The sequence below is a fragment of the Stenotrophomonas sp. ATs4 genome (genome assembly GCF_051861585.1).
GTDB classification, from domain to species: domain Bacteria; phylum Pseudomonadota; class Gammaproteobacteria; order Xanthomonadales; family Xanthomonadaceae; genus Stenotrophomonas; species Stenotrophomonas maltophilia_AS.
Genome location: NZ_JBLYPK010000002.1, coordinates 185,381 through 210,752 on the forward strand (window position 1 = coordinate 185,381; position 25,372 = coordinate 210,752).

The 25,372-nt window shown below is 67.2% G+C and carries 26 protein-coding genes; 13 read left to right on the top strand and 13 right to left on the bottom strand.

The genetic code is table 11. The features are described from left to right. The first annotated feature begins 167 nt into the window (after nucleotides 1-167). Entirely contained in the window at nucleotides 168-1,040 is an 873-nt protein-coding gene (gene blaL1, locus ABR323_RS04005; protein WP_439448316.1) for a L1 family subclass B3 metallo-beta-lactamase, read from the top strand. Nucleotides 1,041-1,162: 122 nt separating this feature from the next. On the opposite strand, the gene ABR323_RS04010 is transcribed toward blaL1, so the two are convergent. Together ABR323_RS04010 and ABR323_RS04015 are read right to left on the bottom strand one after the other, a co-directional pair. Continuing rightward, on the bottom strand, nucleotides 1,163-1,699 hold the full coding sequence (locus ABR323_RS04010; RefSeq protein WP_439448317.1) for a DUF411 domain-containing protein: 537 nt from the start codon (nucleotides 1,697-1,699) through the stop codon (nucleotides 1,163-1,165). Between the two features lie 481 nt (nucleotides 1,700-2,180). After that, entirely contained in the window at nucleotides 2,181-4,466 is a 2,286-nt protein-coding gene (locus ABR323_RS04015; RefSeq protein ID WP_439448318.1) for an FdhF/YdeP family oxidoreductase, read from the bottom strand. Nucleotides 4,467-4,710: 244 nt separating this feature from the next. Here ABR323_RS04015 and fdhD point away from each other — a divergent pair, with 244 nt between their 5' ends. Further along, the gene (fdhD, locus tag ABR323_RS04020) at nucleotides 4,711-5,550 is read left to right on the top strand and encodes a formate dehydrogenase accessory sulfurtransferase FdhD (protein WP_439448319.1); all 840 of its coding nucleotides are present in this window, start codon (nucleotides 4,711-4,713) and stop codon (nucleotides 5,548-5,550) included. A gap of 72 nt (nucleotides 5,551-5,622) precedes the next feature. Here fdhD and ABR323_RS04025 read toward each other — a convergent pair whose 3' ends face one another. After that, nucleotides 5,623-6,159, bottom strand: coding sequence for a carboxymuconolactone decarboxylase family protein (locus ABR323_RS04025; RefSeq protein WP_439448320.1), 537 nt, complete (start codon nucleotides 6,157-6,159; stop codon nucleotides 5,623-5,625). Between the two features lie 106 nt (nucleotides 6,160-6,265). Here ABR323_RS04025 and ABR323_RS04030 point away from each other — a divergent pair, with 106 nt between their 5' ends. Beyond that, the gene (locus tag ABR323_RS04030; protein ID WP_439448321.1) at nucleotides 6,266-7,147 is read left to right on the top strand and encodes an AraC family transcriptional regulator; all 882 of its coding nucleotides are present in this window, start codon (nucleotides 6,266-6,268) and stop codon (nucleotides 7,145-7,147) included. A 118-nt stretch (nucleotides 7,148-7,265) separates the two neighbouring features. On the opposite strand, the gene ABR323_RS04035 is transcribed toward ABR323_RS04030, so the two are convergent. The 8 genes from ABR323_RS04035 to ABR323_RS04070 all read right to left on the bottom strand — a co-directional run bounded on the left by ABR323_RS04035 (nucleotide 7,266) and on the right by ABR323_RS04070 (nucleotide 13,897). Beyond that, on the bottom strand, nucleotides 7,266-7,826 hold the full coding sequence (locus ABR323_RS04035; RefSeq protein WP_439448322.1) for a TetR/AcrR family transcriptional regulator: 561 nt from the start codon (nucleotides 7,824-7,826) through the stop codon (nucleotides 7,266-7,268). Nucleotides 7,827-7,830: 4 nt separating this feature from the next. Further along, entirely contained in the window at nucleotides 7,831-9,363 is a 1,533-nt protein-coding gene (locus ABR323_RS04040) for an MFS transporter (RefSeq protein WP_439448323.1), read from the bottom strand. Between the two features lie 152 nt (nucleotides 9,364-9,515). Beyond that, nucleotides 9,516-10,262: a hypothetical protein gene (locus tag ABR323_RS04045; protein WP_439448324.1), complete on the bottom strand. Its 747-nt coding sequence runs from the start codon at nucleotides 10,260-10,262 to the stop codon at nucleotides 9,516-9,518. Next, on the bottom strand, nucleotides 10,262-10,882 hold the full coding sequence (locus ABR323_RS04050; protein ID WP_439448325.1) for a DUF3299 domain-containing protein: 621 nt from the start codon (nucleotides 10,880-10,882) through the stop codon (nucleotides 10,262-10,264). Before ABR323_RS04050 ends, ABR323_RS04045 begins: the two co-directional genes overlap by 1 nt. Then, nucleotides 10,872-11,423, bottom strand: coding sequence for a DUF3299 domain-containing protein (locus ABR323_RS04055; protein WP_439448326.1), 552 nt, complete (start codon nucleotides 11,421-11,423; stop codon nucleotides 10,872-10,874). The genes ABR323_RS04050 and ABR323_RS04055 overlap by 11 nt, the downstream gene beginning before the upstream one ends. Before the next feature lie 2 nt (nucleotides 11,424-11,425). Beyond that, nucleotides 11,426-12,679, bottom strand: coding sequence for an ABC transporter permease (locus ABR323_RS04060; protein WP_439448327.1), 1,254 nt, complete (start codon nucleotides 12,677-12,679; stop codon nucleotides 11,426-11,428). Beyond that, complete coding sequence (locus ABR323_RS04065; protein ID WP_439448328.1) at nucleotides 12,672-13,367, bottom strand: ATP-binding cassette domain-containing protein; 696 nt, start codon at nucleotides 13,365-13,367, stop codon at nucleotides 12,672-12,674. The genes ABR323_RS04060 and ABR323_RS04065 overlap by 8 nt, the downstream gene beginning before the upstream one ends. Then, nucleotides 13,364-13,897, bottom strand: a complete 534-nt coding sequence (locus ABR323_RS04070) for a ZrgA family zinc uptake protein (RefSeq protein ID WP_439448329.1) — start codon at nucleotides 13,895-13,897, stop codon at nucleotides 13,364-13,366. Before ABR323_RS04070 ends, ABR323_RS04065 begins: the two co-directional genes overlap by 4 nt. A gap of 32 nt (nucleotides 13,898-13,929) precedes the next feature. Between ABR323_RS04070 and ABR323_RS04075 the strand changes: the two genes are divergently transcribed. Continuing rightward, nucleotides 13,930-14,406: a MerC domain-containing protein gene (locus ABR323_RS04075; protein ID WP_439448330.1), complete on the top strand. Its 477-nt coding sequence runs from the start codon at nucleotides 13,930-13,932 to the stop codon at nucleotides 14,404-14,406. Between the two features lie 57 nt (nucleotides 14,407-14,463). Here the strand turns inward: ABR323_RS04075 and ABR323_RS04080 are convergent, their stop codons facing one another. Next, complete coding sequence (locus ABR323_RS04080; RefSeq protein ID WP_439448331.1) at nucleotides 14,464-16,653, bottom strand: TonB-dependent receptor; 2,190 nt, start codon at nucleotides 16,651-16,653, stop codon at nucleotides 14,464-14,466. 128 nt (nucleotides 16,654-16,781) lie between these two features. Here ABR323_RS04080 and ABR323_RS04085 point away from each other — a divergent pair, with 128 nt between their 5' ends. Next, complete coding sequence (locus ABR323_RS04085; protein ID WP_439448332.1) at nucleotides 16,782-17,657, top strand: helix-turn-helix domain-containing protein; 876 nt, start codon at nucleotides 16,782-16,784, stop codon at nucleotides 17,655-17,657. Between the two features lie 30 nt (nucleotides 17,658-17,687). Here the strand turns inward: ABR323_RS04085 and ABR323_RS04090 are convergent, their stop codons facing one another. Then, nucleotides 17,688-18,590 (bottom strand): LysR substrate-binding domain-containing protein, encoded by a 903-nt coding sequence (locus ABR323_RS04090; protein WP_439448333.1) that lies wholly within the window; start codon nucleotides 18,588-18,590, stop codon nucleotides 17,688-17,690. A gap of 118 nt (nucleotides 18,591-18,708) precedes the next feature. Between ABR323_RS04090 and dkgB the strand changes: the two genes are divergently transcribed. From dkgB to ABR323_RS04130, 8 genes are all read left to right on the top strand, one after another. Beyond that, nucleotides 18,709-19,512 (top strand): 2,5-didehydrogluconate reductase DkgB, encoded by an 804-nt coding sequence (gene dkgB, locus ABR323_RS04095; RefSeq protein ID WP_439448334.1) that lies wholly within the window; start codon nucleotides 18,709-18,711, stop codon nucleotides 19,510-19,512. Nucleotides 19,513-19,523: 11 nt separating this feature from the next. Continuing rightward, the gene (locus ABR323_RS04100; RefSeq protein WP_439448335.1) at nucleotides 19,524-20,498 is read left to right on the top strand and encodes a TIGR03571 family LLM class oxidoreductase; all 975 of its coding nucleotides are present in this window, start codon (nucleotides 19,524-19,526) and stop codon (nucleotides 20,496-20,498) included. A gap of 19 nt (nucleotides 20,499-20,517) precedes the next feature. Then, entirely contained in the window at nucleotides 20,518-21,456 is a 939-nt protein-coding gene (locus tag ABR323_RS04105; RefSeq protein ID WP_126928966.1) for a cyclase family protein, read from the top strand. Further along, the gene (locus tag ABR323_RS04110) at nucleotides 21,453-21,776 is read left to right on the top strand and encodes a phenolic acid decarboxylase (protein WP_439448336.1); all 324 of its coding nucleotides are present in this window, start codon (nucleotides 21,453-21,455) and stop codon (nucleotides 21,774-21,776) included. The genes ABR323_RS04105 and ABR323_RS04110 overlap by 4 nt, the downstream gene beginning before the upstream one ends. Before the next feature lie 126 nt (nucleotides 21,777-21,902). Further along, on the top strand, nucleotides 21,903-22,280 hold the full coding sequence (gene copC / locus ABR323_RS04115) for a copper homeostasis periplasmic binding protein CopC (RefSeq protein ID WP_439448337.1): 378 nt from the start codon (nucleotides 21,903-21,905) through the stop codon (nucleotides 22,278-22,280). Between the two features lie 10 nt (nucleotides 22,281-22,290). Further along, nucleotides 22,291-23,175, top strand: coding sequence for a copper homeostasis membrane protein CopD (copD, locus tag ABR323_RS04120; protein ID WP_439448338.1), 885 nt, complete (start codon nucleotides 22,291-22,293; stop codon nucleotides 23,173-23,175). Nucleotides 23,176-23,220: 45 nt separating this feature from the next. Further along, nucleotides 23,221-23,919, top strand: a complete 699-nt coding sequence (locus ABR323_RS04125; RefSeq protein WP_439448339.1) for a heavy metal response regulator transcription factor — start codon at nucleotides 23,221-23,223, stop codon at nucleotides 23,917-23,919. Next, nucleotides 23,916-25,283: a heavy metal sensor histidine kinase gene (locus tag ABR323_RS04130; RefSeq protein WP_439448340.1), complete on the top strand. Its 1,368-nt coding sequence runs from the start codon at nucleotides 23,916-23,918 to the stop codon at nucleotides 25,281-25,283. The genes ABR323_RS04125 and ABR323_RS04130 overlap by 4 nt, the downstream gene beginning before the upstream one ends. The last annotated feature ends 89 nt before the right edge of the window (nucleotides 25,284-25,372 follow it).

Consider the following 25,372-nt stretch of genomic DNA (forward strand, 5'->3'; position numbering starts at 1 on the left):
CCCGTGCGATGCGAACACGTTGCGAACCGCATCGCCCTTTCACGGCAGCAGTCGCGCCAGTATTCCGACACCCGTAACCCAGGCTCATGGCAGGCATGAGAAATCATCGAAACGGCATCGGAAAGTGCCGTGCTAGCCTCGATCCACCTTCACAGCACGCCCTTCATATGCGCCTGAACCAGCTCGCCTTCACGCTCGCGGCGGCACTCCCGATCACCCACGCCAGCGCCGCAGAAGCGCCCTTGCCACAGCTGCGGGCCTACACCGTGGATGCGTCCTGGCTGCAGCCGATGGCGCCGCTGCAGATTGCCGACCACACCTGGCAGATCGGTACCGAGAACCTGACCGCGCTGCTGGTGCAGACCGCCGAAGGCGCAGTGCTGCTGGACGGCGGCATGCCACAGATGGCCGGTCACCTGCTGGACAACCTGAAGTTGCGCGGCGTGGCCCCGCAGGACCTGCGATTGATCCTGCTCAGCCATGCGCACGCCGACCACGCCGGCCCGGTGGCCGAGCTCAAGCGTCGCACCGGCGCGCACGTGGTGGCCAACGCCGAATCGGCGGTACTGCTGGCGCGCGGCGGTAGCGACGACCTGCACTTTGGCGACGGCATCACCTATCCGCCCACCAGCGCCGACCGCATCATCATGGATGGCGAAGTGGTCACGGTGGGTGGCATCGCGTTCACCGCGCACTTCATGCCGGGGCACACCCCGGGCAGCACCGCCTGGACCTGGACCGATACCCGCGATGGCAAGCCGGTGCGCATCGCCTACGCCGACAGCCTGAGTGCACCGGGCTACCAGTTGAAGGGCAACCCCCGTTATCCGCGCCTGATCGAGGACTACAAGCGCAGCTTCGCGACGGTTCGGTCGCTGCCCTGCGATCTGCTGCTGACCCCACACCCGGGCTCCAGCAACTGGGACTACGCTGCCGGCAGCAAGGCCAGCGCCAAGGCATTGACCTGCAACGCCTACGCGGATGCGGCCGAGAAGAAGTTCGACGCGCAGCTGGCCAAGGAAACGGCCGGGGCCCGTTGAATCTGTAGAGTCGAGCTTGCTCGACTGAAGCGAAGAGCAGTCGAGCGTGGCTCGACTCTACAAAGAGCAAACCGGCCGCGTGGAAAGGTGCCGGTCAGACCGACCGGCACCGCCACTGACTGTCAGCCGCCCTGCCCGTGCTGGGCAAACGGCTCGGTGCTGCCGTCGGTACGCACCAGCTCGACGGTATACGGCTGCACATAGCCGTCCGGCATTTCCATACCCGGCGAACCGGCCGGCATGCCGGGCAGCACCAGCCCGCGCGCTGCGGGGCGTTCGACCAGCAGACGCTTGATGTCCTCGGCCGGGATGTGGCCCTCGACCACATACCCGCCGATCTCGGCGGTGTGGCAGGACGCCTTGCCGACCGGTACACCCAGCCGGACCTTGATCGGGTTCATGTCATCGGTGTCGCGCACATCGACCTGGAAGCCAGCCGCCTTCAGGTGATCAACCCAGATGCCGCAGCAACCGCAGCTGGCGGTCTTGTGCACGATGGCCACCGGCAAAGCCGGATCGACCTTGGCCGGGCTGGCCTGGGTCGGTGCCGACGCCTCGCTGGCGACCGGCGCCGCAGAGGATTCTTCGGCGGCACGAGCGCAGGCGGTCGTGGCCAACACGGTGCCCAGCAGCAGGCCGAGGGAGAGAGTACGGTTCATTAGTGATTCCTTTGCAGAGGCGGGCAACGTGGCCCGCCGCCCACGCATCGAAGGCGCAAGCAGAGTCGAGAAAAAGTCGAGCAGTCATGGCAGGCGCTTGAGGCCTGCAGGAAATCACACGATGGGGGGACGCAACGGGTCCAGTATCGGCGGCGATGCGCGTTGCTGGGTCTTGGCCGGAACAGGCGCCTCGCGCCAGGGCGAGGCCGGTGTTCCGTTCAATGTCGCCAGCATCCCAAGACAGGCCGGCGGGCATTCGCACTCACCGCTCTGGCAGGCCGCCGGGGCCGCATCATCGCAGCAGCCCGCTGCCGCCATCGCGGCCGAGTGCGGTGCAGCGCAATGGTCCTGGCTGGCCGGGCCGCTGTACGAAGACGCGGCGAGCGCCAGCGCTGGTGCATTCAGCACCAAGGCGACAAGCAACATCCATCGCAGCAGCAGGCCAGGCAGGTTCACACGCCGATGATAGCCGATGCGCGTGCTACGCAATCGCCGCCGCCATCGCCCGCATCCGCACCGGGATCGACTTCGCTGCGGGTGTGCCGCTGATCCGGTCGTAGTAGTCCAGCGGTAGCAACGGGTTCAGTTCGGGGTAGTAACCGGCCAGCGCGCCGCGCGGCATCGGGTAGTCCAACACGGTCAGACCCTCGATGCGGCGCTGCACGCCATCACCGCTGATCGTCTCCAGGCTGACCAGCACCTCTTTCTCCAGACCGCGCGCCAGCCGGTCCTCGATGTTCATGAACAGCACCATGCGATCGTTGTACACGCCGCGATAGCGGTCGTTGTAGCTGTAGATGGTGGTGTTGTACTGATCGTGTGAGCGCACCGTGGCCAACCGCAGCATGTCCGGGTCATGTACGGGATCGTCCACGTCCAGGCCAGGCATCACCAGGATGTTGGCCTTGCCATTGGGTGTAGGCCAGACGCGGCGGCGCGGCGGAATGTCCAGGTGGAAGCCATGCGACTGCTGGATGCGCTCGTTGAAACCGGTGTAGATCTCCGGGTACACGGCCGCGATCAGCTCACGGATGGGTGCGTAGTCGTGCATGCAGCCTGCCCAGTCGACCTTGCTGTGCGGCAGCGCGGCCATCGCCATGCGGCAGACGATCTCGACCTCGGGCAACACATCGGCGCTGACCGGCTCGAGCACGCCGCGCGAGGCGGTCACATTGGACATCGCGTCTTCAATGGTGACGAACTGCTCGCCCGCCGGCGTCACGATGCGCTCCGAGCGCGCCACCACCGGCAGGATCAGCGCATCGCGGCCATGAACAAGATGCCCACGGTTGAGCTTGGTGGCGATGCCTACGGTCAGGTCCAGGCCGCGCATGGCCTCGTACGCACGCGGCGTATCGGGCACGGCATGGATGAAGTTGCCACCCAGGCCGATGAACACCTTGGCGCTGCCGTCCAGCATCGCCTCAATGGATTCGACCACGTGGTGGCCATGCTCGCGCGGCGGATCGAAGCCGAACACCTGCTGCACGCGGTCCAGATAGGCCGGCTTGGGCTTCTCGTCGATGCCGACGGTGCGGTCGCCCTGCACATTGGAATGGCCACGGATCGGCCCGATGCCAGCACCGGGCTTGCCGAAGTTGCCACGCAGCAACAGCAGGTTGGCGACCTGCTGCAGCAGGCGCGAGCCGTACTGGTGCTGGGTCAGCCCCATGCCGTAACAGATCACGGTGGCCTTGGAGCGGATGTAGATCTCCGCACAGCGACGGATCTGCGCCTGCGAAATGCCGGACACCTGCACGATCTCATCCCAGTCCTGCGCCATCACGTCTTCGCGCAGCGCCTCCAGGCCTACCGTGTGTTCTGACAGGAAATCGTGGTCGAGCACGCGCTCGCCCTGCGCTTCGCGCTCGAACATCACCTTCATCATGCCCTTGGTCAGGGCCAGATCGCCGCCGATGCGGATGTGCACGAACTCGCTGGTGATCTCGGTCGAACCGAAGGTGGCCATCTGCACCATGTCCTGCGGTTCGGCAAAGCGGATCAGCGCACGCTCGGGCATCGGATTGACCGCCACGATCGGAATGCCGCGTTTGCGCGCGTCGACCAGGTTGCTCATCATCCGCGGCGAATTGGTGCCGGTGTTCTGGCCGATCACGAAGATCGCCTCGGCGTGCTCGAAATCCTGCAGCACGATGGTGCCCTTGCCCACCCCGATGGCTGGCGGCAGGCCACGACTGGTCGGCTCGTGGCACATGTTCGAGCAGTCCGGGAAATTATTGGTGCCGAACTCGCGCACGAAGATCGAATACAGGAACGCGGCTTCGTTGGGCGTGCGGCCGGACGTGTAGAACTCGGCCTGGTGAGGGCTGTCCAGCGCCTGCAGGTGGCGGCCGATCAACGCGAAGGCATCGTCCCAGCTGCACGGCACATAGTGATCGGTCGCCGCGTCGTAGCGCATCGGCTCGGTCAACCGGCCCTGCATCTCCAGCCAGTAGTCGGTCTGCGCCATCAGCTCGGTAACAGTGTGCTGTGCGAACAGCTCACGACCGGCACGGAACTGCGTGGCTTCCCAGGCCAGTGCCTTCGCGCCGTTCTCGCAGAACTCCAGCTTCTTGCGTTCGTCGGCATCGGGAAAGGCGCAGCTGGGGCACTTGAAGCCACCGGGCTGGTTCATCGCCAGCAATGCCTTCGACCCCTTGCCGATCACGCTCTGCTGCAGCAGCACCTTGGCCGTGGCGCCCGCGGCACCCCAGCCACCGGCGGGCTGGTTGTAGGGCTTGTAACGCGGCGGCTTCTGCTCGGACATGTTCGGGAACCTGACGGGAGGAACGCAGCAACAAACAGCACAACGCGGTCCGGCGGCGCTTTCGATCGCACGGCCAGCCCCACAGTCAAGCACGGCCGGCGCGGCTTCGCCAGTGGGTGCACGCTGTTTTCAGCGCAGCCTGCCATGACAACGGTTACACCTGCGTCAGCGCATGGCCACTGCGCTATTCTCGATGCCGTGGGTGGTCCACCACCTGCGTATCTCCCTTGTCCGGACGCGCTGCATGCCTGATTCGCCCCCACCGCACACCCCGCCTGCCGGCACGGCCCAGCGCCCGTTGCAGCGCTGGCGCAGCGAGGGGCATCAGCCGCAGGTCGACGTGGTGGCCGAGGAAGTGCCGGTGGCGCTGCGTTACAACGGCGCCGCCTTCGCGGTGATGATGGCCACGCCCTGCGATCTGGAGGACTTTGCGCTGGGCTTCTCGCTCAGCGAGGGACTGATCGCTACGCCCTCGCAGCTGCTGTCGATCGACATTCGCCCGCAGCTGGAAGGCATCGAACTGCAGATGACCGTGACCGACGATGCGCCCGGCGCCGACCTGGATCCGGCCAATGGCCGCCTGCTGCCCGGCCGCGGCGGCTGCGGCCTGTGTGGCACGCGGCAGCTGGAGGAGGTGCTGCGGCCACTGCCCGAGGTGCGCGAACGGCGGACCTACCCACCGGCAGCCCTGCAACGGGCGCTGGCCACGCTGGCGCAGCATCAGCCGATGAATGCGGTGAGTGGTTCGACCCACGCTGCGGCTTGGGCCGATGCCAGCGGTCGCATCGGCTGGGTGCGCGAAGACGTGGGCCGCCACAACGCGCTGGACAAGCTGATCGGCGCCCTGCATCACAATGAACACACGATCGAGGGTGGGCTGCTGGTGATTTCCAGCCGCGCCAGCTACGAAATGGTCAGCAAAGCCGTGCGGGCCGGCGTCAGCGTACTGGCCGCAGTCTCGGCACCGACCGCGCTGGCGATCGACCTGGCCCGCAGTGCGGGCCTGTGCCTGGTCGGATTTGCGCGGGAGAGCGGGTTCAATGTGTACACGCACCCCGAGCGGCTGCAGGCAGACGAAGGGTAGAGTCGCCCCGCCTCATCTGCCCTGTTCCGACCAGCCCGGGCGGCCCACTGCCCCCCCGGGCCGAACCGCATCTCAGCGCAGCGCCACCTTCGGGAAGTCCACCGGCACGTCGAACACTACGTTGACGTAGTTGGTGAACAGGTTGAGCGCGACGTGGGCGAGGATCTCAACGATCTGCTCATCATCGAAGCCGGCCGCGCGCAGCGCTTGCACATCGCCATCGGCAATCTGCGCACGCTGCTCGACCACCTTCAGCGCGAAGTCCAATGCCGCCGAGGTGGCCGGATCGCTGGACTGGCCGATCTGCGCGGCGGCCATCTGCTCGCTGCTGGCACCGGCCTTACGGCCCAGCGCGGTGTGGGCGGCCAGGCAGTATTCGCAGGCGTTGCGGTTGGCGATGGCCACGGCAATCTGCTCGCCCAGCAGCGGCGACAGGCGACCGCCGCCCAGCGCGCCGAACGAACCCCACATGCTCTGCAGGGCGGCTGGCGAGTTGGCCACGGCGCGGAACATGGCCGGAGTGGCGCCGAAGGCGGCGTGAACCTGGCCCAGCAGGGCCTGGCGGTCGGCGGTGGTGTTGGCGGCATCGATCAGGGGGACACGGGACATGGTGGATCTCCTTGGGAAAGCGCCCGGGATTGGACGACCCGCTCATCCTAGGTAGACTGCGTGGACGCATCAGGCGTAATTAGCCACACATGTTGTCCATTCATCCATGACCCTCCCCGCCGACACCTCCGCACCCGACCGTCTCTCCTCCCTGCTGGAACGCTTCCGGGTACAGGCCGCGCTGTTTCACAGCGGTCCGCTGTGCGGGCGCCATGTCTTCGAGCCGCAGCCCGGTCGTGCCTTCCTGCACATCCTGCGCCAGGGTGAAATGGAGGTCCGTCATCCCGACGGCGATATCGCGCTGCCCCGGTTGAAGATCGACACACCCTGCCTGTTGCTGTATCCGCAGCCGCTGCACCATGTGTTCTTCAATGCACCGCTGGATGGCCCGGATTTCACCTGCGCCACGCTGGATTTCGATGGCGGCGCGCGCAATCCGATCGTGCAGTCGCTGCCACCGGTGATGGTGGTGCCGCTGGCCGCGATCGGCGAACTGGATGACACCCTGCACCTGCTGTTCGCCGAGGCCGATCGCCAGCGCTGCGGTTCACGGCTGCTGACCAACCGCCTGTTCGAGGTGGCGCTGATCCAGATCCTGCGCTGGGTGGTGGACCACCCGGATGCGGCCGGCGTCAGCCATGGGTTGATGCGGGGGCTGTCGGATGCGCGGCTGGCTCGTACGCTGGTGGCGATGCACCAGGCGCCGCAGGACGATTGGACGCTGCCACGCATGGCTGCGACCGCCGGCATGTCGCGCAGTGCCTTCGCGGCCGTGTTCAAAGACGTCATGCAGGCGACGCCGGCCAGTTATCTGCTGGACTGGCGGCTGAGCCTGGCCTGCGCGCAGCTGCGGGCCGGCGTGGCGGTCAAGCAGGTGGCGATCGAGGTGGGGTTTGCCGATACCGCCTCGCTATCGAAGGCGTTCCGCAAGCGGCTGGGGGCATCGCCGAGGGCGTGGCTGGCCGCGAGCGCAGCGCAGGCTGGGTAGGTAGAGTCGACCGCTGGTCGACTATCGCGCGAAGCGCGGGATTTTCGTTGTCTGACCGAAGGGCAGCCGACCAGCGGTCGGCTCTACCACGGGCGATGTCTGCGCGCCGGCTGGCCGCTCAACTGGACGTTCCATCAGACTTCGCCAGCAGCCCGGCGATGCGCTCGGCAACACGGGCGCGCACGCCTTCATCGAGCTGCCCTTCGTACATCGCCTCGTAGATCCACAGGCCATCGGCGGCCAGCCGCGCCACGAAATTGTCGAGCGCGGCGCTGTCATTCCCTGCACCCGCCTCCGGCGGCAGCGGTGCCCAACGACGTACCGCCGGCCCCCACGGACGCTCATCGGCGTCCGGGTCGGCCGATTCCAGCATGAACATCAGCTCGGCACGGGTGGCACTCTGCGCCGATACGCGCACGAAGGTCTGGTAGCGCTCCAGTGCCGTCGCTTCATCCGCGCGCTTGCCCAGCAGCGTTTCCATCGACGTTTCCCAGGCCTGCACCAGGTGCTCGTCGATGCCGCGCAGCAGCGCCTCGCGCGACGGGAAGTGGTACAGCAGGCCGCCGCGGGTCAGCTGGGCCTCGGCTGCCACCGACTCGAAGGTCACCGCACGCACACCGTCACGATTGATCACGTTGACGGCGGCGTCGAGGATGCGGTCGCGCTTGCTGGTTCTCATTGCCTCACTTTACGCGATCGGCCGCGCCCTCGCGGCTGCCGACGCGGCCCCGCAGCAGGCGCGCCAGGATCGTCGCGCCCAGCGCCAGCACTGCAGTGATCACCAGCAGGACGATCTGGTAGCCACGGTCATACGCGGCCGCAGCCAGTGCGAACCACTCGCCCTGCCCGCTCTCGCGCGCGGCATGCAGCGCCTGGGTGAAACCCTCGCGGGCAAGCGCGGGCATGTCGGCCGAGACCGGCAGGAACGCGCTGTACATCGCGGCACTCAGGCTGCCCAGCATCGCCACCGCCAGCAGGCCACCGAACTCATAGGACACTTCTTCCACCGAAGACGCCATGCCCGCACGGTGCGCCGGCACGTTGTTGAGGATGGCAGTGGACGCCACCGAGATGGCCGAACCCATGCCGAAGCCGGTGATGGCCATGCCAGCCACCACCCAACCAAGGCCGTGCGGGAAGCCGAACGCCACCACGCCGACGCCCAACGCACCTGCGGCCAGGCCGCCACAGATCAGCGGGCGCAGGCCCACCCGATGCAGGATGCTGCCACCCAGCAGCGCACTGGGCAGGCTGCCCAGCGCCGCCACCGAGACCAGCAGGCCTGCCTGCAGCGGCGTGAAACCTGCCACCAGCTGGAAGCGCTGGGTGGTGACCAGCTGCAGGCCGGCCATCGCGAACAGGGTGAACACCGCCGACAGCGTGCCGGCCAGGAACGCCGGGTTGCGGAAGATCGCAAAGTCCAGCAGCGGGTACGGCAGCTGCTGCTGACGGCGCGCGAACGCCGCACCACTGACGACGGCCAACAGCAGCGCGCCTGCGCCCAGCGCATACGACGGCGGCGTAGCGATCAACGACTTGATCGCCAGCACCAGGCCGGACAGTGCAGCCAATGCCAGAACTGAAGACACCAGGTCCCATGGCCGCGAGGTGTCGCGCTGTCCTTCCGGCGCCAGCAGCAGCGTGGCCACGAACGCGACCACCACCACCGGCACGTTGATCAGGAACACCGAGCCCCACCAGAAGTACTGCAGCAGCCAGCCGCCAATGATCGGGCCGAGCGCCGCGCCGACGATGGCCACCGAACCCCAGATCGCGATGGCGATGTTGCGTTCGCGCTCTTCGTGGAAGCTCAGTCCGATCAACGCCAACGTGGCCGGCATCATCGCTGCGGCACCGATGGCCAGGAATGCACGCGCGGCAATCAGCTGCGTTGCGGTGTCGGCGAACGCCGCTGCCAGCGAGGCGACGCCGAACACCACCAGGCCGATCAGGAACATGCGCCGGTGACCGATGCGGTCGCCCAGCGTGCCCGCGCCCAGCAGCAGGCCGGCCATCACCAGCGGATAGGCGTTGATGATCCACAGCGCCTGGCCGGCACTGGCCGACAGTTCCTCGGTCAGGGTGGGCAGTGCGGTGTAGAGCACGGAGTTGTCGAGCGTAACCAGCAGCAGGCCGGCGGCGACGGTGAACAACAGTGCCCAGCGACGGGCACGCGACAGGGCCGGAGCACCGGCCAAGGGCTGGGACAAAGCCATGGGGGAACCTGATGGGGGTGGAGTACGATCATAACTATACCGGATGTCCTGTATAGTTATGGCCTTCAGAATCAGCCGATTCAGCTTTTGTAGAGGCGAGCTTGCTCGACTGAACGGTCAGCCAGGCATGGCCTGGCTCTACTGGTGCACCTCTACCGGCAGTCTTCCGGCAGCGCGGCAATCGCCGATACCACCGCCGACTGCATGCCCTGCCCCACGGCCATGTCCAGCTCGCCGCCGATGCCACCATGCTGGCGCCGCAGCTCGTCCTCGCACAGGCCGCGCACCCGCGCGCGGGCATTCGCGCGCAGGCTGCTGCACCGCCAATCGGTACCGCCCAGCGGCAGCACGGAATACACCACGCTGTTGCAGGCATTGCCAGCGCGCTGCTGCAGCGACAGTCCACCGAAATCCCGGGGTTCACTGCTGCGCTGCGGGTCGAAGTAGCTGTCCGGGAAGGTGCGCGCGTACTGTTCGATGTCCACGGCCATGCTGCGCCCACCGGCCAGCGGCATCTGCAGCGGCTGGCCGCACTGCGTCGCATCTGCGCGATGCTGGATGTACTGGTAGATCGGCCGGTCCAGCGATGGGTCCCGCTGGGTCACCGCACTGACCGCCGCCAGCACCGGCAGCGATGCACGATTGGCCATGCGCGCCAGCAGACCTACCTGCGCCGGCTGGCAGCGGTCGCGCAATGTTGCCGCGAGCAGGAACAGCACGTCGTTGCGGAACGTGTGGTCATCGGCCAGGCGCTGTTCGATGCGCTGGCTGGCGTCGGACGTCGGCGCGGGAAACGCAACCGCCGGCGGCGCGATGGGTGCGCGCTGCCGCTGCCACCACACCAGCAGCACCACTGCCCCCAGTAGTCCCCCGGCAGCCATGAGCCAGCGCCTGCGCATCAGTTGCGGATCGCCGTCAGCGTGGCCGCAGCAGCATCGTAGGACGCGCTGGCAATGTCTGCATCGAAGCGCTTTACCTGCAGGCGGCCGGCAAGCCGGTAGGGGTCCCACAGATCGCCCAGCGCGATCGGCGTGGCCAGGGCCACGTGGATGATCTGGTTCGGTGGTGGTGGCGGCACGTGGATGCACGCGCCATAGAACGGTACGAACAGCAGTTCATCGACCAGGCCGGCATCGTTGGTGCCGAGCGGTACCACGTAGCCATCCAGATCCACCGCGCGACCGTCGACAGCGTCGACCACGCGCGAAGAGCCGAACTGCTTGGCACGGTCGGGGCTGGAATGGTCGATCTCCAGCCCCGGCGGCGTGCCCGAGCCGGTGTCGTCAATCAGGCCACCCACGCCCTCCATGCCGTTGCGTGACAGGCCGATCTGCGGGGGTGGGCGCTGGTAGGTCACTTCGTCCGGCCGCAGCGCGTCCCAGCGATCAATGGCGGCTTCGGCCGTGACCGAGGGTGCCGACTTTTCCTGTGGCGTGACCGCCACGGTATCGCCGCCCGGCGCCGTACAGCCCGTCAACCACAGGCATCCCAACGCCAGCAACAGGTGACTACGGTTCATAGGGCCTCAGCTGTGCGTCACGCATGGTGTAGGCCGAACCGGCCAGATCGTCATCCAACCGTTCGGCGCGCAGGGTGCCGGCCAGGAAGAACGGCGAGTACATATCCGGCATCTCGATCGGGCGTGGCAGCACCACATGCACGATCTGGTTCGGTGGCGGTGGTGGCACGTGGATGCAGGCGCCGTAGTACGGCACGAACAGGAATTCGGTCAGCCGCCCGTCCTGCGCGTTGGCCAGCGGTACCACGTAGCCCGGCAGGCGCACCGGCCGCTGCAGCACCGTGTCCACCGTGCGGAAGGTGCCGAACTGCGGCATGCGCCGGTTGCCGTTGTGCTCGACCTCCAGGCCCTCGCCCCGCTCCAGCGCCGCCAGCTCGTCCTTCGGCATCATCTGCAGCCAGTCCAGTTCCTGCTCCGCACCGTCCGCAGAGTCATCGCGGTCAACAACCGGCGTGGGTGGCAAGGCCTGCACGCCGGTATCCACCGGCCGCTCACAGGCGGCCAGCGCCAGCACCATCGGCACTACCCACATCCAGCGCATGCTCAGCCTCCCGGTGAAAGGCCATCGGCCAGGGTGCGCCGGTAAGCGAGCAACGCCGGGACCAGCCCGGCCACGGCGCTGATCAGCAGCACGCCCGCAGCCCATGCCAGCTCGCGGCCATCCGGCCAGACATGGGTGATCGACAGACCGAAGGTGGCCAGTACCCAGCCACGCCCGGCAATGCTGGCGACCACCAGCAGCGACAGGGCCAGCACGCACGCCACGGCACTGGTCGCCACCGCTTCCACCACGAGCAGGCCGGCGATGTAACCTGGCCGCGCGCCGGTGGCACGCAGGATGGCCATCTCGCGCCGCCGCTCCTGCAGGGTCGAGACCAGCAGCGCCACCAACGAGACCATGCCCAGCAGCACCACCATTGCACTGATCAGCTGCAACGCCCGCTCAGCGGTGCCCAGTGACTGCCACAGCTGTTGCAGCGTGACGCCGGGCAGGATCGCCAGCATCGCCTCGTCCGGATACTCGTTGATCCTGCGCTGTACCGAGAACGTGGCGATGCGCGAGTTGAGGCCGAGCATGAAGGCGGTGATGCTGGTCGGTGTCAGGTCCAGGTGGCGCGCCTGCTTGGCGCTGACGCTCTGGCTGCGCAGCTGCACGCCCGATCGCCAGTCGACATGGATCGCCTCGATGGCCGGCAGCGAGACCAGCAGCGACGAATCCACCGGCGTGCCGGTGCGCTGCAGGATGCCGGCAATACGGAACGGCTTGTCGGCATGCGTGGCCAGCGTGACCGCACCGGTGCCGTGCGCCAGCACGATCTCATCGCCGAGGCCGACCTTCTGTGCCCGTGCTACCTCCGCGCCGATCACCGCGTCATACAGATCATCGAAGGGCCGCCCCTGTGCAAAGGCCAGCTCGTGGCCGGAACCATAGCGATAGTGTTCAAAGTAGCCGCCAGTGGTACCCACTACCCGGTAGCCGCGCCAGGAATCGCCCAGCGACAACGGCACCGCCCACTTCACCTGCGGCAATGCGGACAGCTCCTGGTAGGACTGCCAGGACACGTTGTTGGTCGGGTCGCCGATATGGAACACCGAGTACAGCAGCAGGTTCACCGGCCCCGAGCGCGCACCGACGATCAGGTCGGTGCCCGATACGGTGCTGGCGAACCCCTCGTGCGCCTGCGTGCGTACACGCTCGACGCCCAGCAGCAGCACCACGCTGAGGGTGATGACCAGCACGGTCAGGCCGACACTCAACGCACGGCTGCGCAGGCTGGCCCAGGCAAACTCAAGCATGGCCGGCACCTGCCTGGTTGATCTCGGACAGTGAAATGGTGCGGTCGAACAACGGCTGCAGGCTGTCGTCATGGCTGACCACCAGCACCGTGGTGCCAGCCGCCTGGCACTGCGCGGACATCAGCTGCAGGAAGGCGGTCGCCGCTTCGCGGTCGAGCGCCGAGGTGGGCTCATCGGCCAGCAGCAACGCCGGGCGGCCGATCAGGGCGCGTGCCGCCGCCACGCGTTGTTGCTGGCCAACACTGAGCGTGCCTGCGCGCCGCTGCATCAGCGCCGGGTCCAGCTGCAGGGCCTGCAGCAGGCGGGCGATCTCGGCATCCAGCGGCCCACTGATGCGCGCGCTGCGCAGGCGCGAGAAGCGCAGGCCCAGCGCGATGTTGTCGCGCACGGAGAGGAACGGCAGCAGATTGAACTGCTGGAAGATCACGCCCAGGTGGTCGGCACGGAAACGATCCCGCGCCGCCCCCCCCATGTCCTGCAGTGCCTGGCCGGCCACCTCGACACGGCCCTTGCCAGGCAGCAGCACAGCGGCCAACAGGCCCAGCAGGGTACTTTTGCCGCCACCGCTGATGCCGCGCAGCAACACGCTGCTGCCCTGCTCTATCAGAAGCTGCGGGATATCCAGCACCAGGCGTGTTGCGTAGCCGAACTGCACATTCTCCAGCGCGATCACCGGTGCCGCGCTCACGGTGCCAGCACCACGCGCAGGTTGTCGGGCGTGAGCACGCTGCGATCCTGGCCGTTGGCGGTTGCGCTGTTGACGATGACTTCATGCAGGCCTGGGAACAGCACGGGCAGGCGCACGACGATGGCGCGCAGCTCGGCAGGTTTGGTGCAGTGGTACTGCAGCGTTGCGCTGAAACCTGCGTGCCGGTGCTGACCTGGCGGCGGCGCGGCGGCCGTCGCGTCGAAGCCCTCGGCATCGGCTTTACGGGTGGCCAGACGGCACCCTGCAGCGGTGGGCAAGGTGACCCAGCTACCGCCCTTCAGCAACGACGTGGCCCGTGCCAGCGCGGCCTGCTCGGCTGCATTGGCGGGCGGTCGCTCGTAATCAAGGATGCCTATGCCGGGGGCCTGAAGGGCGAATTCCAGGGTTTGCTGGTCAAGCGCAACATCGACGGTCGCCTGGCCATGCACGTGCGGTGCATGCTGGCGAATGTCATGGGCCTGTGCGGCGCTGGCAGCCAGCAGCAGGAAAAGAGCAGCAGGAAGCTTCATGGGGGAGTCTCCAATTGTTACTATGTAACATTATGGACCATATCCCCACGACGTCCGCAAGGGCCCTGGCCCAGCCGCCACGTTCGGCACGCTGGCACCCCCGCTTCGATCTTGCCGGTGCCTGGCTGTCTTTGGCCTGCGCCGCCCACTGCATCGCCCTGCCCCTGCTGCTGGCCTTCGTGCCGGCGGCGATGATGGCACTGCGCTCGTTCCAGCATCCCGGCCATGGCGCGATGACATTGCTGTTGATGATGTCGCGCTGGGAATGGCTGTTCGCGCTGCTGGCCTCGTCGCTGGCCTTGGCGAGTACCTCGGCCGGGGTGCACCGGCATCGGCGCTGGCGGCCTGTGCAGTTGGCCTGCGCCGGCGCGATCCTGCTGCTGTCGGCCTCCCTGTACCTGCCGCTGAAGGAATCGCTGCTCTGGCATGGCGTGGCCACGGCATGTGGTGGCGTGCTGTTGGCGGCAGCGCACATCGGCAATCGACGGGCGCTGCGTAACCGCCGGTAGCGCCGGCCGCTGGCCGGCGCCCCGAAGATGCCGGCCAGCGGCCGGCACTACCCATCATCAGAAGCGATAGCCTACTTCCGCACCGAAGATGCGTGGGCTGTCGACCGGGCCGTAGTAGTTACCGTCACGCCCAAAAGCCAGGTTGTCGAAGATAAGGCCGTTGATGCGACGCTTGTTGGTCAGATTCTGCACGAAGACCCGTGCGCTCCACGGCCCGGTTTCGTAGCCCAGCTGTGCACCCAGCACGGCGACGGCCGGCTGGAAGGCGCGGTTGCGCTCGTCCAGTGCGCTGGAGCCGGTGAACTGCGACTCCAGCCGCGCGTAAAGCCCGGATTCGAACTGGTAGCGTGCAGCCAGGTAGCCGGTGTAATGCGGCGTCAACTTGACCCGCTTGCCGTCGAGATTCCGGTCCACGCTGACCCACAGCTTGGTGTATTTCGCATCGACGTAGCCCACATTCGCCATCAGCGTGAAGCCAGGCACTACTTCGAACACACCCTCCAGTTCTGCACCCCGTGATCGGATCGAGGCGTCCGATCCCACGTAGTCCGACGAAATCGGGCGGCCGTTGGCATCAGTGGCCACCTGGATCTCCTGCCAGTTGTCCGAGGTAATGTGGAACAGCGCGCCGCCGATGTGGCCGCGACCGCCCGCCAGATTCATCTTGAACCCCAGCTCGTGGCTCCACATGCGTTCGGATTCGTAGCGCAGCACCTTGTCGTTGACCACAGCGCTCTGCGCTGCGGCCAGGTTGAAGCCACCTGGAATGTAACCCTTGGCTGAAGCGGCATAGAAGGACAGGTCGTCGGTGGCGTCGTAGCGCAGCGACACCCGCGGCAGCGTGGCCGAGAAGGTGTGCGCCAGCGCGGCATCGCGGTACAGCACGCGGCCACCGGCACCCAGGTCCAGCGCACCGGCACGCTGCTCGGTGGAACGCCGCGCCTGCTCATGCCGCAGGCCCGCACTGGCAGTCAGCTTCGGCAATGCCGGGAAGGTATAGCTGGCGGTAGCAAACACACTGTAGTCCTCGCCCTTCGAGGTCTGCCGCGGCGCCAGGTTGTAACTGTCCAGCCCATGCAGCACCGGGCCGACGAACGTGCCAAGGATCGAATCCTTGCTGTTGCGGTAGGTGGACACGCCGGCCATCCAGGTCAGGGCCTGGTCGCTGGGCGAACTGAAGCGCGCCTCGGCCGTCCACTCGCGCTTCCGGTCGTAGATGCGGCCTGCCAGTGCCGGGCTTTGGGTCATGTCGAAGTCATAGCCCGCGGAGGTCACTTCCTCGCTGCGCCAGGAGGCGGCCACGTCCAGCGTGCCGGCCTGCAGCTGCCATTGCGCGCTCAGACCCGCAACCGACTCATCCTTTTCGGTGCGCTTGGGCGCGTCGTTGATGTAGGTGAAGTCACCGGCATGGCGGCCTCCGTTGAGCGACGTGCCGTAGGTGCGGTTGTACAGGCCGGTATCCAGCGGCAGGTACTCGTACTCGAACATGCCGGGCGCGCGGGTGCGCAGGTGATAGGCCAGCGCGTTCACCGAAACATAGTCGCTTGGCCGCCAGCGCAGTTTGCCCTGCAGATAGCCTTCGCCCACCCTGCCGCGCGCACCGGACGGCGTGAGGTTCTTCAGGTAGGCATCCTCATCCGAGCCCATGAACGCCACCGAGCCGGACAGGCTGCCCGTCTTGTTCAACGGCCCTGCCAGGAAGCCATCGAGAGCGGTGCCATTGCCGTTGCCGAACCAGGTGCTGCGCACATTGACCTCGCCCTCTCGCGCATCGGCCGGGCCGCGTGTGCGCACCAGCACCAGCCCCGACTCGCTGTTGGCACCGTACAGCGTGCCCTGCGGCCCGCGCAGCACTTCCACCGACTCGACCTGGTTGAGCACCGCGTTGCTCAGTTCGCGAAACGGGATGCCATCGATGTAGACCGAGGCGCGGTTGACCAGGAACGGATTGGACTCGATGCCGCGGATCGAGATGAACATGTTGCTGAGCTGGCCCATCGCATTGAATTTCACGTTGGGCGCGAGCTTGTCGAGGTCGCGGAACTCGGTGACACCCGCCTCCTTCAGCGCCTGCCGGTCCAGTACCGTCACCGACAGGTCGCTCTTCAGGTACGGAGTGTCGCGCTTGGAGCCGGTGACCCGGACGCCGTCGAGCGTGGCCGGGTCGGCCTGTTGGGCCAGAGCGGGGATGGCGGGAATGAGCAGGGATGCCGCGATGAACGCGGCAGCAGGCGTGGACGACTTCAAAGCGGGAACCTCGACGGATGGGGTGGCGGATGCGCGGGCGGCGGCAGCGCAGGACAAGAGTGTTATCCTGTAACATTCACGCAGTGCCGCCACTCCATTCCTGGCAGCCCTGCTCCGTTTCCGGATCCATGACGCGTGCTTTCCTGATGCGAGCCCTCGCCGACCAGCTGCTGCAGGAAACCGGCCCACAACCGCCCGCGATGGTGACCAGTGACGACGGTGCGGTGGTGCTGCTGCGCCACCGCTTCGAACCGAGCGAAGGCGGCCTTGGCCATCCACATCAGCTGCGCCTGGGCATGGCCATCGGTGGCGGCGGGCGCCTGCAGCAGCGCAGCCAGAGCGGCCTGCTGCAGGGCGTCTGGCAACCTGGTCAATTCAACGTGGTCCTGCCTGGTGACATCGGCACCTATGCCAGCCCTGCAGTGGAAGTGCTCGGCCTTGCCATCGATACCGGCCGCCCTCCGCTGGAAATGCACCAGCTGCATGACCTGCAACCGCTGGCGGCGCGCCTGCAGCGCGACCCGGTGGTCACCTCCGTGCTGCAGGCGTTGTGGTGCAGCGCGCAGGTCGATGCCTGCCTTCCCGGATTCCTCGAGCACGGCGCGCAGGTGCTGCTGCACCGCCTGCAACAACTCGCCGGACATGCGCGAGCGACGCCGCCAAGGGGCCCCGCGCTGTCCGTGCGGCAACTGCAGCGCCTGCAGGAGTACATCGACACGCAGTACGGCCAACCGCTGGCGGTTGCACAGCTGGCGGCGGCACTGCAGATGGACCCATCGACGTTCAGCCGTGCGTTGCGTGCAGCCACCGGGCTACCACCCTATGCCTTCCTGACCCAGCGCCGCATGCAGTGGGCGCGCGCGCAGCTTGTGCAGGGGCGCAACGTCACCGAGGTTGCATTGGCCTGTGGCTACGCCAACCCGAGCAAGTTCAGCGCGGCCTTCCGGCGCGTAGTCGGCTGCTCACCGTCTGCGTGGGCCACGCAGCACCGCAGCCCGTGGTAGCGCCGGGCCCTGCCCAGCAAACCATGCCCCTCACTCGTCGAATGGTCGCTGCCCCAGCGTCTGCGTCACGTGGTCCACGAAACAGGTGATGCGTGCAGCCAGCGCGGTGTTGCGGTAGTACACCGCGTTGATCGGCTGCCGCACTTCCTGCGTCTGCTTGGCGAACAGCTGCACCAGGCGGCCATCACGCCGGTCCTGGCGGGTCAGGAAGTCGGACAGGCAAGCGATGCCCAACCCCGCCACCGCCATCTGCCGCAGTGTCTCGCCACTGGATGAAGCGATCGCCGGCTCGATCACGAAAGGCCCACCATCGGCATCGTGCAGCGGCCATTCGTTCAACGAACTGGGCTGGGTGAAGCCCAGCAGGTCATGCTCGCGCAGCTGCTCCACCCGCGTGGGCGTGCCATGCCGGCGCAGATACTCGGGGCCGGCCACCACGCGGATGCGGCTGTGGCCGATCGGCCGCGCATGCAGGGTGGAATCGCGCAGCACACCGATGCGGAACGCCACGTCGGTGCGCTTCTCGATCAGGTCGGTGATGCCTTCATTGGAATTCAGCTCCAGCTCCACCTGCGGGTAGCGCTCACGGAACCCCTCAAGCAGCGGCACGATCACGTGCAGCATGAATGGCGTGGCCGCATCCACGCGCAGGCGCCCGACCGGCTGCAGCCGTCGCGCGGCCATCTGTTCTTCGGCCTCGTCCACCGTGGCCAGGATCGTGCGCGCGTACTCCAGGAATGCCGCGCCTTCCTCGGTCAGTTCCAGCCGCCGCGTGGTCCGCCGCAGCAACGTGGTCTGCAGCTTGTCCTCCAGTCGCGCCAGGGTGCGGCTGGTGGCCGAGATGGTCAGTTCCAGCGCCTCGGCCGCCGCCGTGATCGAACCACTGTCGACCACGGCCACGAAGGCCTTCAGCTCATCCAGGGTGGTTTTCATTTTTTACCTCGGCGCAAAAGCGTTTCCCGTATACACAGCTTAATCAACAAATGTAAAGCGCCCACACTTCGCCCTGTCCCGAGCCCACCGGCTCTCAACGAAGTCCCTGGAGTCCATCATGAGCGTTCCTTCCTTTGGCGTCGGCACCTTCCGCCTGACCGGCCAGACCGTCATCGACTCGGTGCGCAACGCCCTCGAGGTCGGCTACCGTGCGGTCGATACCGCGCAGATCTATGGCAACGAAGCCGACGTCGGCCAGGCCATCGCCGAATCCGGCGTAGCACGCGACCAGCTGTTCCTGACCACCAAGATCTGGGTGGACAACTACGCCGCCGACAAGCTGATCCCGAGCCTGCGCGACAGCCTGGCCAAGCTGCGCACCGACTACGTGGACCTGCTGCTGATCCACTGGCCGGCGCCGGGCAATGGCGTTGAACTACGCGAGTACATGGCCGCACTGGCCGAAGCCAAGGCGCAGGGCCTGACCCGCCAGATCGGTGTATCCAACTTCAACATCGAGCTGACCCGGCAGGCCATCGAGGTGGTCGGCGCCGGTGAGATCGCCACCAACCAGATCGAACTGAGCCCCTACCTGCAGAACCCGGCACTGACCGCCTTCCTGCAGGACCAGGGCATCACCGTGACCTCCTACATGACCCTGGCCTACGGCAAGGTGCTGAAGGATCCGGTGCTGACCGCAATCGCCGACAAGCACCAGGCCACCGTGGCCCAGGTCGCGCTGGCGTGGGCGCTGCAACTGGGTTACTCGGTCATCCCGTCCTCGACCAAGCGCGAGAACCTGGCCAGCAACCTGCTCGCACAGGACCTGCACCTGGATGCCGATGACATGGCCGCGATCGCCGCGCTTGACCGCAACGGCCGCGAAGTCGATCCGCCGGGCCTGGCCCCGGCCTGGGACTGAGGAGCCTCGCCATGGGCAGTGCGCTGACGCGGCTGCAGGCCGGTGGTTTCAGCATCGGCATCGAAGCACCGCTGGACAATGACTGGACGCCGCTGGGCGAACAGGCACGACGCGCCGCGCGACGCCTGCCCGGCGAACCGGACCTGCAGTGCCACGCGGAGCTGGCACGGTTGGCCGACCGCCTCGGGTTCCGTGCGCTGTGGGTACGCGACGTACCGGTGTACGACCCGGCCTTCGGCGATGCGGCACAGGTGTTCGAGGTATTCAGTTACCTCGGCTACCTGGCCGGCATCACCGAGCACATCCTGCTGGGTACTGGTGCGGTGGTGCTGCCGATCCGTGAGCCGTTACTGACCCTGAAGTCGGCGCGCAGCGTGCAGCGGCTGAGCGGTGACCGCCTGCTGCTGGGCGTGGCCAGTGGCGACCGCCCGGTGGAGTACCCGCTGTTCGGCCGCGACTTCGACACCCGTGGCAGCCGCTTCCGCGAGCAGGTCGCACTGCTGCGCGAAGGCGCCGCCGCGCACCTGCCGCAGGGCCTGGAGGTGCTGCCCGCGGATGGCCCGGCCTTGCCGCTGTTCGTGGCCGGGCTGGCCCAGCAGCAACCGGCGTGGATCGGCCAGCACATGGACGGTTGCCTGGCCTACCCGGGCACGCCACAGGACCATGCCCAACGCGTGGCGACCTGGCGCGCCGTGGCCGGCAACAAGCCGTATGCCAGCTTCATCCACCTGGACCTGGTGGCCGATGCCGATGCCCCCCTGCAGCGCTGGCGATTCGGCCTGCGCGGCGGCCGCAACGCCCTGCTGGCCGAGCTGCACGCCATGCAGGCGGCCGGTGTCGACCACATCGGCCTGCAGTTCCGCCGCAACGAACGGCCGTTGGCCGAGACCTTCCACGAAATCGCCGAGTACGTGCTGCCGCACTTCCCGGCCCATGCCGGCGCCGCCGCGTCGCACGCCCCGCTTGCCGCCCCCGCGACGGCCTGACAGTTACCGGAGCTTTGCCATGAAGATGAAGACCCTGGCCGCGCTTGCGCTGGCCACCCTGCCGCTGTCCTTCCAGGCCACTGCCGAGGACTGGTATCCCTCTGCCTACGGCGCCAACGATGAGATCGGCGCGGCCAACCTGCTGACCGCGGACGTGGTCAAGCACGCGGTATCGCTGGTCAGGACCGGCAAGACCTATCCGCTGGCGGTGCCGGTGGACAAGAACCTGCCCGCGTTCCGCCACCGCAGCTTCCGCCTGTACAACGTGCAGGTCGGCCAGCAGGCCGGCAAGTCGCTGGGCCCCAACAAGTTCACCTTCAACGATGAACTGGTGAACGCCTGGACCGGCGTTGGCACCCAGCTCAACGGCATCGGCCATATCGGTATCGACAATGTCTACTACAACGGCAACAAGGCCGCCGACTTCGTAACTGTGGACGGCGTGCGCAAGCTCGGCGTCGAGAAGGTGCCGCCGATGGTCACCCGCGGCGTCGTGCTGGACATGACCGCCTACTACGGCAAGGCGATCGTGCCCGGCGGCACCGAGTTCACCGTGGCCGACATCCAGGCCGTGCTGAAGAAGCAGGGTCTGAGCCTGCGCAAGGGCGACGTGGTGCTGTTCAACACTGGCTGGCTGGAACTGATCGGCAAGGACGACACGCAGTTCCTGGAAGTGGAACCGGGTATTGGCATGGAGGCCGCGAAGTGGCTGGCCGACCAGGGCATCGTCGCCTTCGGTGGCGACACCTGGGCCTCGGAGGTCTACCCGAACCCGAACGGTACCGAGGAGTTCCCGATCAACCAGTACATGCTGGCCAAGCGCGGCATCTACAACCTGGAGCTGATCGACAGCCGTGCCCTGGTGCGCGACAAGGCCTGGGAATTCCTGTTCGTACTTGGCCAGCCGCTGTACGTCGGCTCGACCCAGGTGAACATCAACCCGGTGGCGATCCGATGAGCACTGCCCCTGCCCTGCCGTTGTTCGCCGGCCGCCGCTTCCGCGTCAGCTATGACGGCCTGGCCGCAGACAATGTCTACAGCGCCAATGGCAGCCACGTGCAGTACGCCATCGTCTCTGGCGCCTATGCCGGTGCGCAGGGTGAAGCCGCCTGCGAGTGGCAGCGGATCAGCGAAGGGGTCTATGCCATTTCGTGGCAGGAAGCCGATGGCGCTACGGTCGTGCATGTCGATGACTTCGTCGGCGGGCGTTCGCTTGCCTGGTTCACCGCCACCGATGGCAGCTTCCATCGCATGCAGGGGCCGTTGGCAGCGCTGTGATGCCGGCCAGCGGCCGGCACTACCTGTTGGCAGACGAAACATTACAGATCGGTAATGTGCGGGTCAGGGCGGCGAAAGGCGCTGCCCTCCACCCTGTGGGCCACGTCTTCCACAGGTGTGCCACGCATGACCCGTCCCCTGCTCCGCTCCGCCTCCCTTGTCCTCCTCGTGTCCGGCCTCGCGGTTGCGCCGCTGGCACTGGCCCATCCCAGCCTGGTGCGTTCGACGCCGGCCGCCGATGCCACGGTGGCTCCGGCCAGCCAGATCGAACTGCAGTTCAGCGAGAAGGTGATGCCGCGTGCCACCCGCATCGAACTGAGCATGGACCATGGCCGCATGAAGATGGCCATGCCCACCACCGCGCAGGACCTCTCCGAAGATGGCCACACGTTGCGCGCGCGTTTCGCCAAGCCGCTGCCCGCAGGCAGTTACGCACTGCAATGGCGCGCGGTCGGCCAGGACAGCCACCCGATCACCGGCAACTACCGCTTCACCGTGAAGTAAGGCCGCCGCCATGGCCGAGCTCTCGCCGTATGCGCTGCGGCTGGCGCTATACCTGGTGCTGATGCTGCTGTTCGGGCGGCTGCTGTTCGTCCGCCCCGGACTGCCGCGCAGCATCTCGCTGACGCTCGCCGTGGCTGCACTGATCCTGGTCGTCACCGATGCCGTGAGCCGGTTGTCCGGCGTGCTCGGCATATCAGCGGTCGACATCGATGGCGAGACGGCGCGCTGGTTTCTTACCGGTACGCCGGTGGGTGAGGCGGGACTGCTGCGCATCCTGGCCCTGCTGGCAATGCTGCCGCTGCTGGCAGTCAATCGCCCGGTGCAGGGCCTGCGCCGTCTGGCCCTGCTGGCACTCTCGGCGGCAACTCTGGCCAGCCTCGCCTGGAATGGTCACGCCGCCGCCGGTGATGGATTCGGCGGGACATTGCGGCTGGCGGCCGGCATCGTGCACCTGCTGGCCGCCGGCGCCTGGGTCGGTGCGATCACCGCCATCCTGCAGCTGGCGCTGCGTCCACAGGGCCTGCGCCTGCGCGAACGTACCCGCGAACTGTGGCAGGCCGCGCACAGCTTCGCCGTGCCGGGCACGATCATCGTCGCCCTGCTGGCAATGACCGGCACCTACACCTATGTCGATCTCGGCGGTTCCATACAGACCCTGACCGGCGCCGCACATGGGCGTTGGCTACTGCTCAAGCTGGCGCTGGTCGGTGGCATGCTGGGGTTTGCCGCACTGCATCGCTGGCGGCTGGTGCCGGCGCTGGCGGTCTCCATCCGCGGCGGCTGGCAACCCAGGCCGCTGCGCTCACTTCGCCACAGCCTGGCCTTCGAATCGGTGCTGGCGCTGCTGGTGCTGGCCTGCGTGGCGGTGCTCGGCACGCTGGACCCATCGGCATGACTCATCCGTTCCAGCACGGGCCCAAGCTGCGATGATGGGCGCATCATGAAACTGCTGATCGTCGAAGACGAACCCAAGACCGGCAACTACCTGCGCCAGGGCCTGATCGAGGCCGGCTACGTGGTCGATCTCGCCTGCAACGGCGTCGACGGGCTGCACCTGGCCGGCAGCGGCGAGTACCAGCTGGTCATTCTCGACGTGATGCTGCCCGGCCTGGATGGGTGGAACGTGCTGTCGCGGCTGCGCGAGGCCGGATGGCAGGTACCGGTGCTGTTCCTGACCGCGCGCAGCAGCATCGCCGACCGCGTTCAGGGCCTGGAGCTGGGCGCGGATGACTACCTGGCCAAACCATTCGCCTTCGCAGAGCTGCTGGCACGCGTGCGCACCCTGCTGCGTCGTGGCCAGGCGCTGCCGCAGGCCGAGCGCATCGTCATCGCCGACCTGGTGGTGGATACCCTGCGCCGCCGGGTCGAACGCGGCGGCCAGCGCATCGCCCTCAGCCAGAAGGAATACACCCTGTTGGAACTGCTGGCGCGCCGCCGCGGCGAGGTGCTGCCGCGCTCGCTGATCGCCTCGCAGGTGTGGGACATGAACTTCGACAGCGACACCAACGTGATCGACGTGGCGATCCGCCGCCTGCGCGCGAAGATCGACGATGACTTCGACACCAAGCTGATCGTCACCGTGCGCGGCATGGGCTATGTGCTGGAGGCACCGGACGACGGTGCAGTGAGCAACGGATGAGCCTGCGCCGTTCCATTGCGGTACGGCTGACGCTGCTGTTCGCCATCGTGGCTACGCTGGTGCTGGCCGCGTTGGGCGTGGCGATCTATGTCAGTGCCCGCCACGACCTGGTCGCCCAGGATTTCATCGAACTGGAGAACAAGGTTGCGTTGATCCGTGACCTGGCCGGCAATGGACCTGCATCCGCACGCGGGCAGCGGTTGGCAGAGGCGCTGGGCCATCATCCGGATATCGCCTTCCACATTGTTGATGGGAGCGGCGCGGTGCTGTTCTCCACCGCACCGGCACTGCTGCGCGAGCATGCACGCAGCCAGCCCATCGACGCCGCGCCACGGCGGCACGACTGGATCCTCGCCGATGGTCGCTGCATGCATGCCCTGCACCTGCGCCAGGCGCTGGCCGACGGCAGCCAGCTGGTCACCCTGCTGGCCATCGATGACGACCGCCATGCCGATTTCCTGCAGCGCTTCCGCCATCTTCTGGCGATCGCCATCATCGGCGCCGCCGTGGCCAGCAGCCTGCTCGGCGGCTACGTGGTTCGGCGCACGTTGCGACCGCTGCGTACGCTGGCCGATGAGGCCCGGCAGATCACCGCCGGTCGGCTGCAGCGCCGGCTGAGTGCACGCAGTGCACCGGCCGAGCTGGAGCAACTGGCACAGACGCTCAACGGCATGCTGGCGCGCCTGCAGCAGGACTTCGCGCGGCTGACCGAGTTCTCCGGTGATCTCGCCCACGAGCTGCGCACGCCGATCACCAACATGCTGACCCAGGTGCAGGTGGTGCTGGCGCACCCACGCAGCAACGAGGCCTACCGCGAGACGCTGGCGTCGTGTGCCGAGGAGTTGCAGCAACTGGCGCAGACCGTGGGCGACCTGCTGTACCTGGCGCAGGCCGAGACACCGGGCGCGCTGCCCTCGCGCGAGCCGGTGGCGCTGGACGCGGTGGTGGATTCGCTGCTGGAGTTCTACGACCTGCTGGCCGAGGACCGGCAACTGACGTTGCGGCGCGAAGGCACGGCGAGCGTGGAAGGGAACCGGTTGATGCTGCACCGGGCGATTGCCAACCTGCTGTCCAATGCGTTGAAGCACGCCACTGCCGGCAGCGAGGTGCGGCTGCGGCTGGCCGAGGCCGATGGCGTGTGCAGGGTCAGCGTGCACAACGTCGGCACCCCGATTTCCGCCGAAGCGCTGCCCCGCCTGTTCGATCGTTTCTACCGTGGCGAGCGTGGCCGCCACGAAGGTGCGGGGCTGGGCCTGGCGATCACCCGTGCGATTGCACAGGCGCACGGCGGCAGCGTGAGTGTTGCGTCAGATGACACCGGCACCATGTTCGAGCTGGTGCTGTCGAGCACCGCAGCCCGGTAGTGCCGGCCGTTGGCCGGCACCCCTGGAGCATCAAGCGCATTGCAGTTGCCGGCCAGCGGCCGGCACTACCCAGCACGGTCAGCCCGCCG

Excerpts from the sequence above, each read along its gene's own strand:
- ABR323_RS04045 (WP_439448324.1), bottom strand. The coding sequence starts at position 10,262 with ATGCGCAGGCGCTGGCTCATGGCTGCCGGGGGACTACTGGGGGCAGTG.
- ABR323_RS04090 (WP_439448333.1), bottom strand. The coding sequence starts at position 18,590 with ATGAAAACCACCCTGGATGAGCTGAAGGCCTTCGTGGCCGTGGTCGAC.
- copD (WP_439448338.1), top strand. The coding sequence starts at position 22,291 with ATGGCCGAGCTCTCGCCGTATGCGCTGCGGCTGGCGCTATACCTGGTG.
- ABR323_RS04055 (WP_439448326.1), bottom strand. The coding sequence starts at position 11,423 with ATGCGCTGGATGTGGGTAGTGCCGATGGTGCTGGCGCTGGCCGCCTGT.
- ABR323_RS04070 (WP_439448329.1), bottom strand. The coding sequence starts at position 13,897 with ATGAAGCTTCCTGCTGCTCTTTTCCTGCTGCTGGCTGCCAGCGCCGCA.
- ABR323_RS04025 (WP_439448320.1), bottom strand. The coding sequence starts at position 6,159 with ATGTCCCGTGTCCCCCTGATCGATGCCGCCAACACCACCGCCGACCGC.
- ABR323_RS04040 (WP_439448323.1), bottom strand. The coding sequence starts at position 9,363 with ATGGCTTTGTCCCAGCCCTTGGCCGGTGCTCCGGCCCTGTCGCGTGCC.
- ABR323_RS04100 (WP_439448335.1), top strand. The coding sequence starts at position 19,524 with ATGGGCAGTGCGCTGACGCGGCTGCAGGCCGGTGGTTTCAGCATCGGC.
- ABR323_RS04125 (WP_439448339.1), top strand. The coding sequence starts at position 23,221 with ATGAAACTGCTGATCGTCGAAGACGAACCCAAGACCGGCAACTACCTG.
- ABR323_RS04030 (WP_439448321.1), top strand. The coding sequence starts at position 6,266 with ATGACCCTCCCCGCCGACACCTCCGCACCCGACCGTCTCTCCTCCCTG.
- blaL1 (WP_439448316.1), top strand. The coding sequence starts at position 168 with ATGCGCCTGAACCAGCTCGCCTTCACGCTCGCGGCGGCACTCCCGATC.
- ABR323_RS04035 (WP_439448322.1), bottom strand. The coding sequence starts at position 7,826 with ATGAGAACCAGCAAGCGCGACCGCATCCTCGACGCCGCCGTCAACGTG.
- ABR323_RS04105 (WP_126928966.1), top strand. The coding sequence starts at position 20,518 with ATGAAGATGAAGACCCTGGCCGCGCTTGCGCTGGCCACCCTGCCGCTG.
- ABR323_RS04010 (WP_439448317.1), bottom strand. The coding sequence starts at position 1,699 with ATGAACCGTACTCTCTCCCTCGGCCTGCTGCTGGGCACCGTGTTGGCC.
- copC (WP_439448337.1), top strand. The coding sequence starts at position 21,903 with ATGACCCGTCCCCTGCTCCGCTCCGCCTCCCTTGTCCTCCTCGTGTCC.
- ABR323_RS04130 (WP_439448340.1), top strand. The coding sequence starts at position 23,916 with ATGAGCCTGCGCCGTTCCATTGCGGTACGGCTGACGCTGCTGTTCGCC.
- ABR323_RS04050 (WP_439448325.1), bottom strand. The coding sequence starts at position 10,882 with ATGAACCGTAGTCACCTGTTGCTGGCGTTGGGATGCCTGTGGTTGACG.
- fdhD (WP_439448319.1), top strand. The coding sequence starts at position 4,711 with ATGCCTGATTCGCCCCCACCGCACACCCCGCCTGCCGGCACGGCCCAG.
- ABR323_RS04015 (WP_439448318.1), bottom strand. The coding sequence starts at position 4,466 with ATGTCCGAGCAGAAGCCGCCGCGTTACAAGCCCTACAACCAGCCCGCC.
- ABR323_RS04075 (WP_439448330.1), top strand. The coding sequence starts at position 13,930 with ATGGACCATATCCCCACGACGTCCGCAAGGGCCCTGGCCCAGCCGCCA.
- dkgB (WP_439448334.1), top strand. The coding sequence starts at position 18,709 with ATGAGCGTTCCTTCCTTTGGCGTCGGCACCTTCCGCCTGACCGGCCAG.
- ABR323_RS04085 (WP_439448332.1), top strand. The coding sequence starts at position 16,782 with ATGACGCGTGCTTTCCTGATGCGAGCCCTCGCCGACCAGCTGCTGCAG.
- ABR323_RS04110 (WP_439448336.1), top strand. The coding sequence starts at position 21,453 with ATGAGCACTGCCCCTGCCCTGCCGTTGTTCGCCGGCCGCCGCTTCCGC.
- ABR323_RS04060 (WP_439448327.1), bottom strand. The coding sequence starts at position 12,679 with ATGCTTGAGTTTGCCTGGGCCAGCCTGCGCAGCCGTGCGTTGAGTGTC.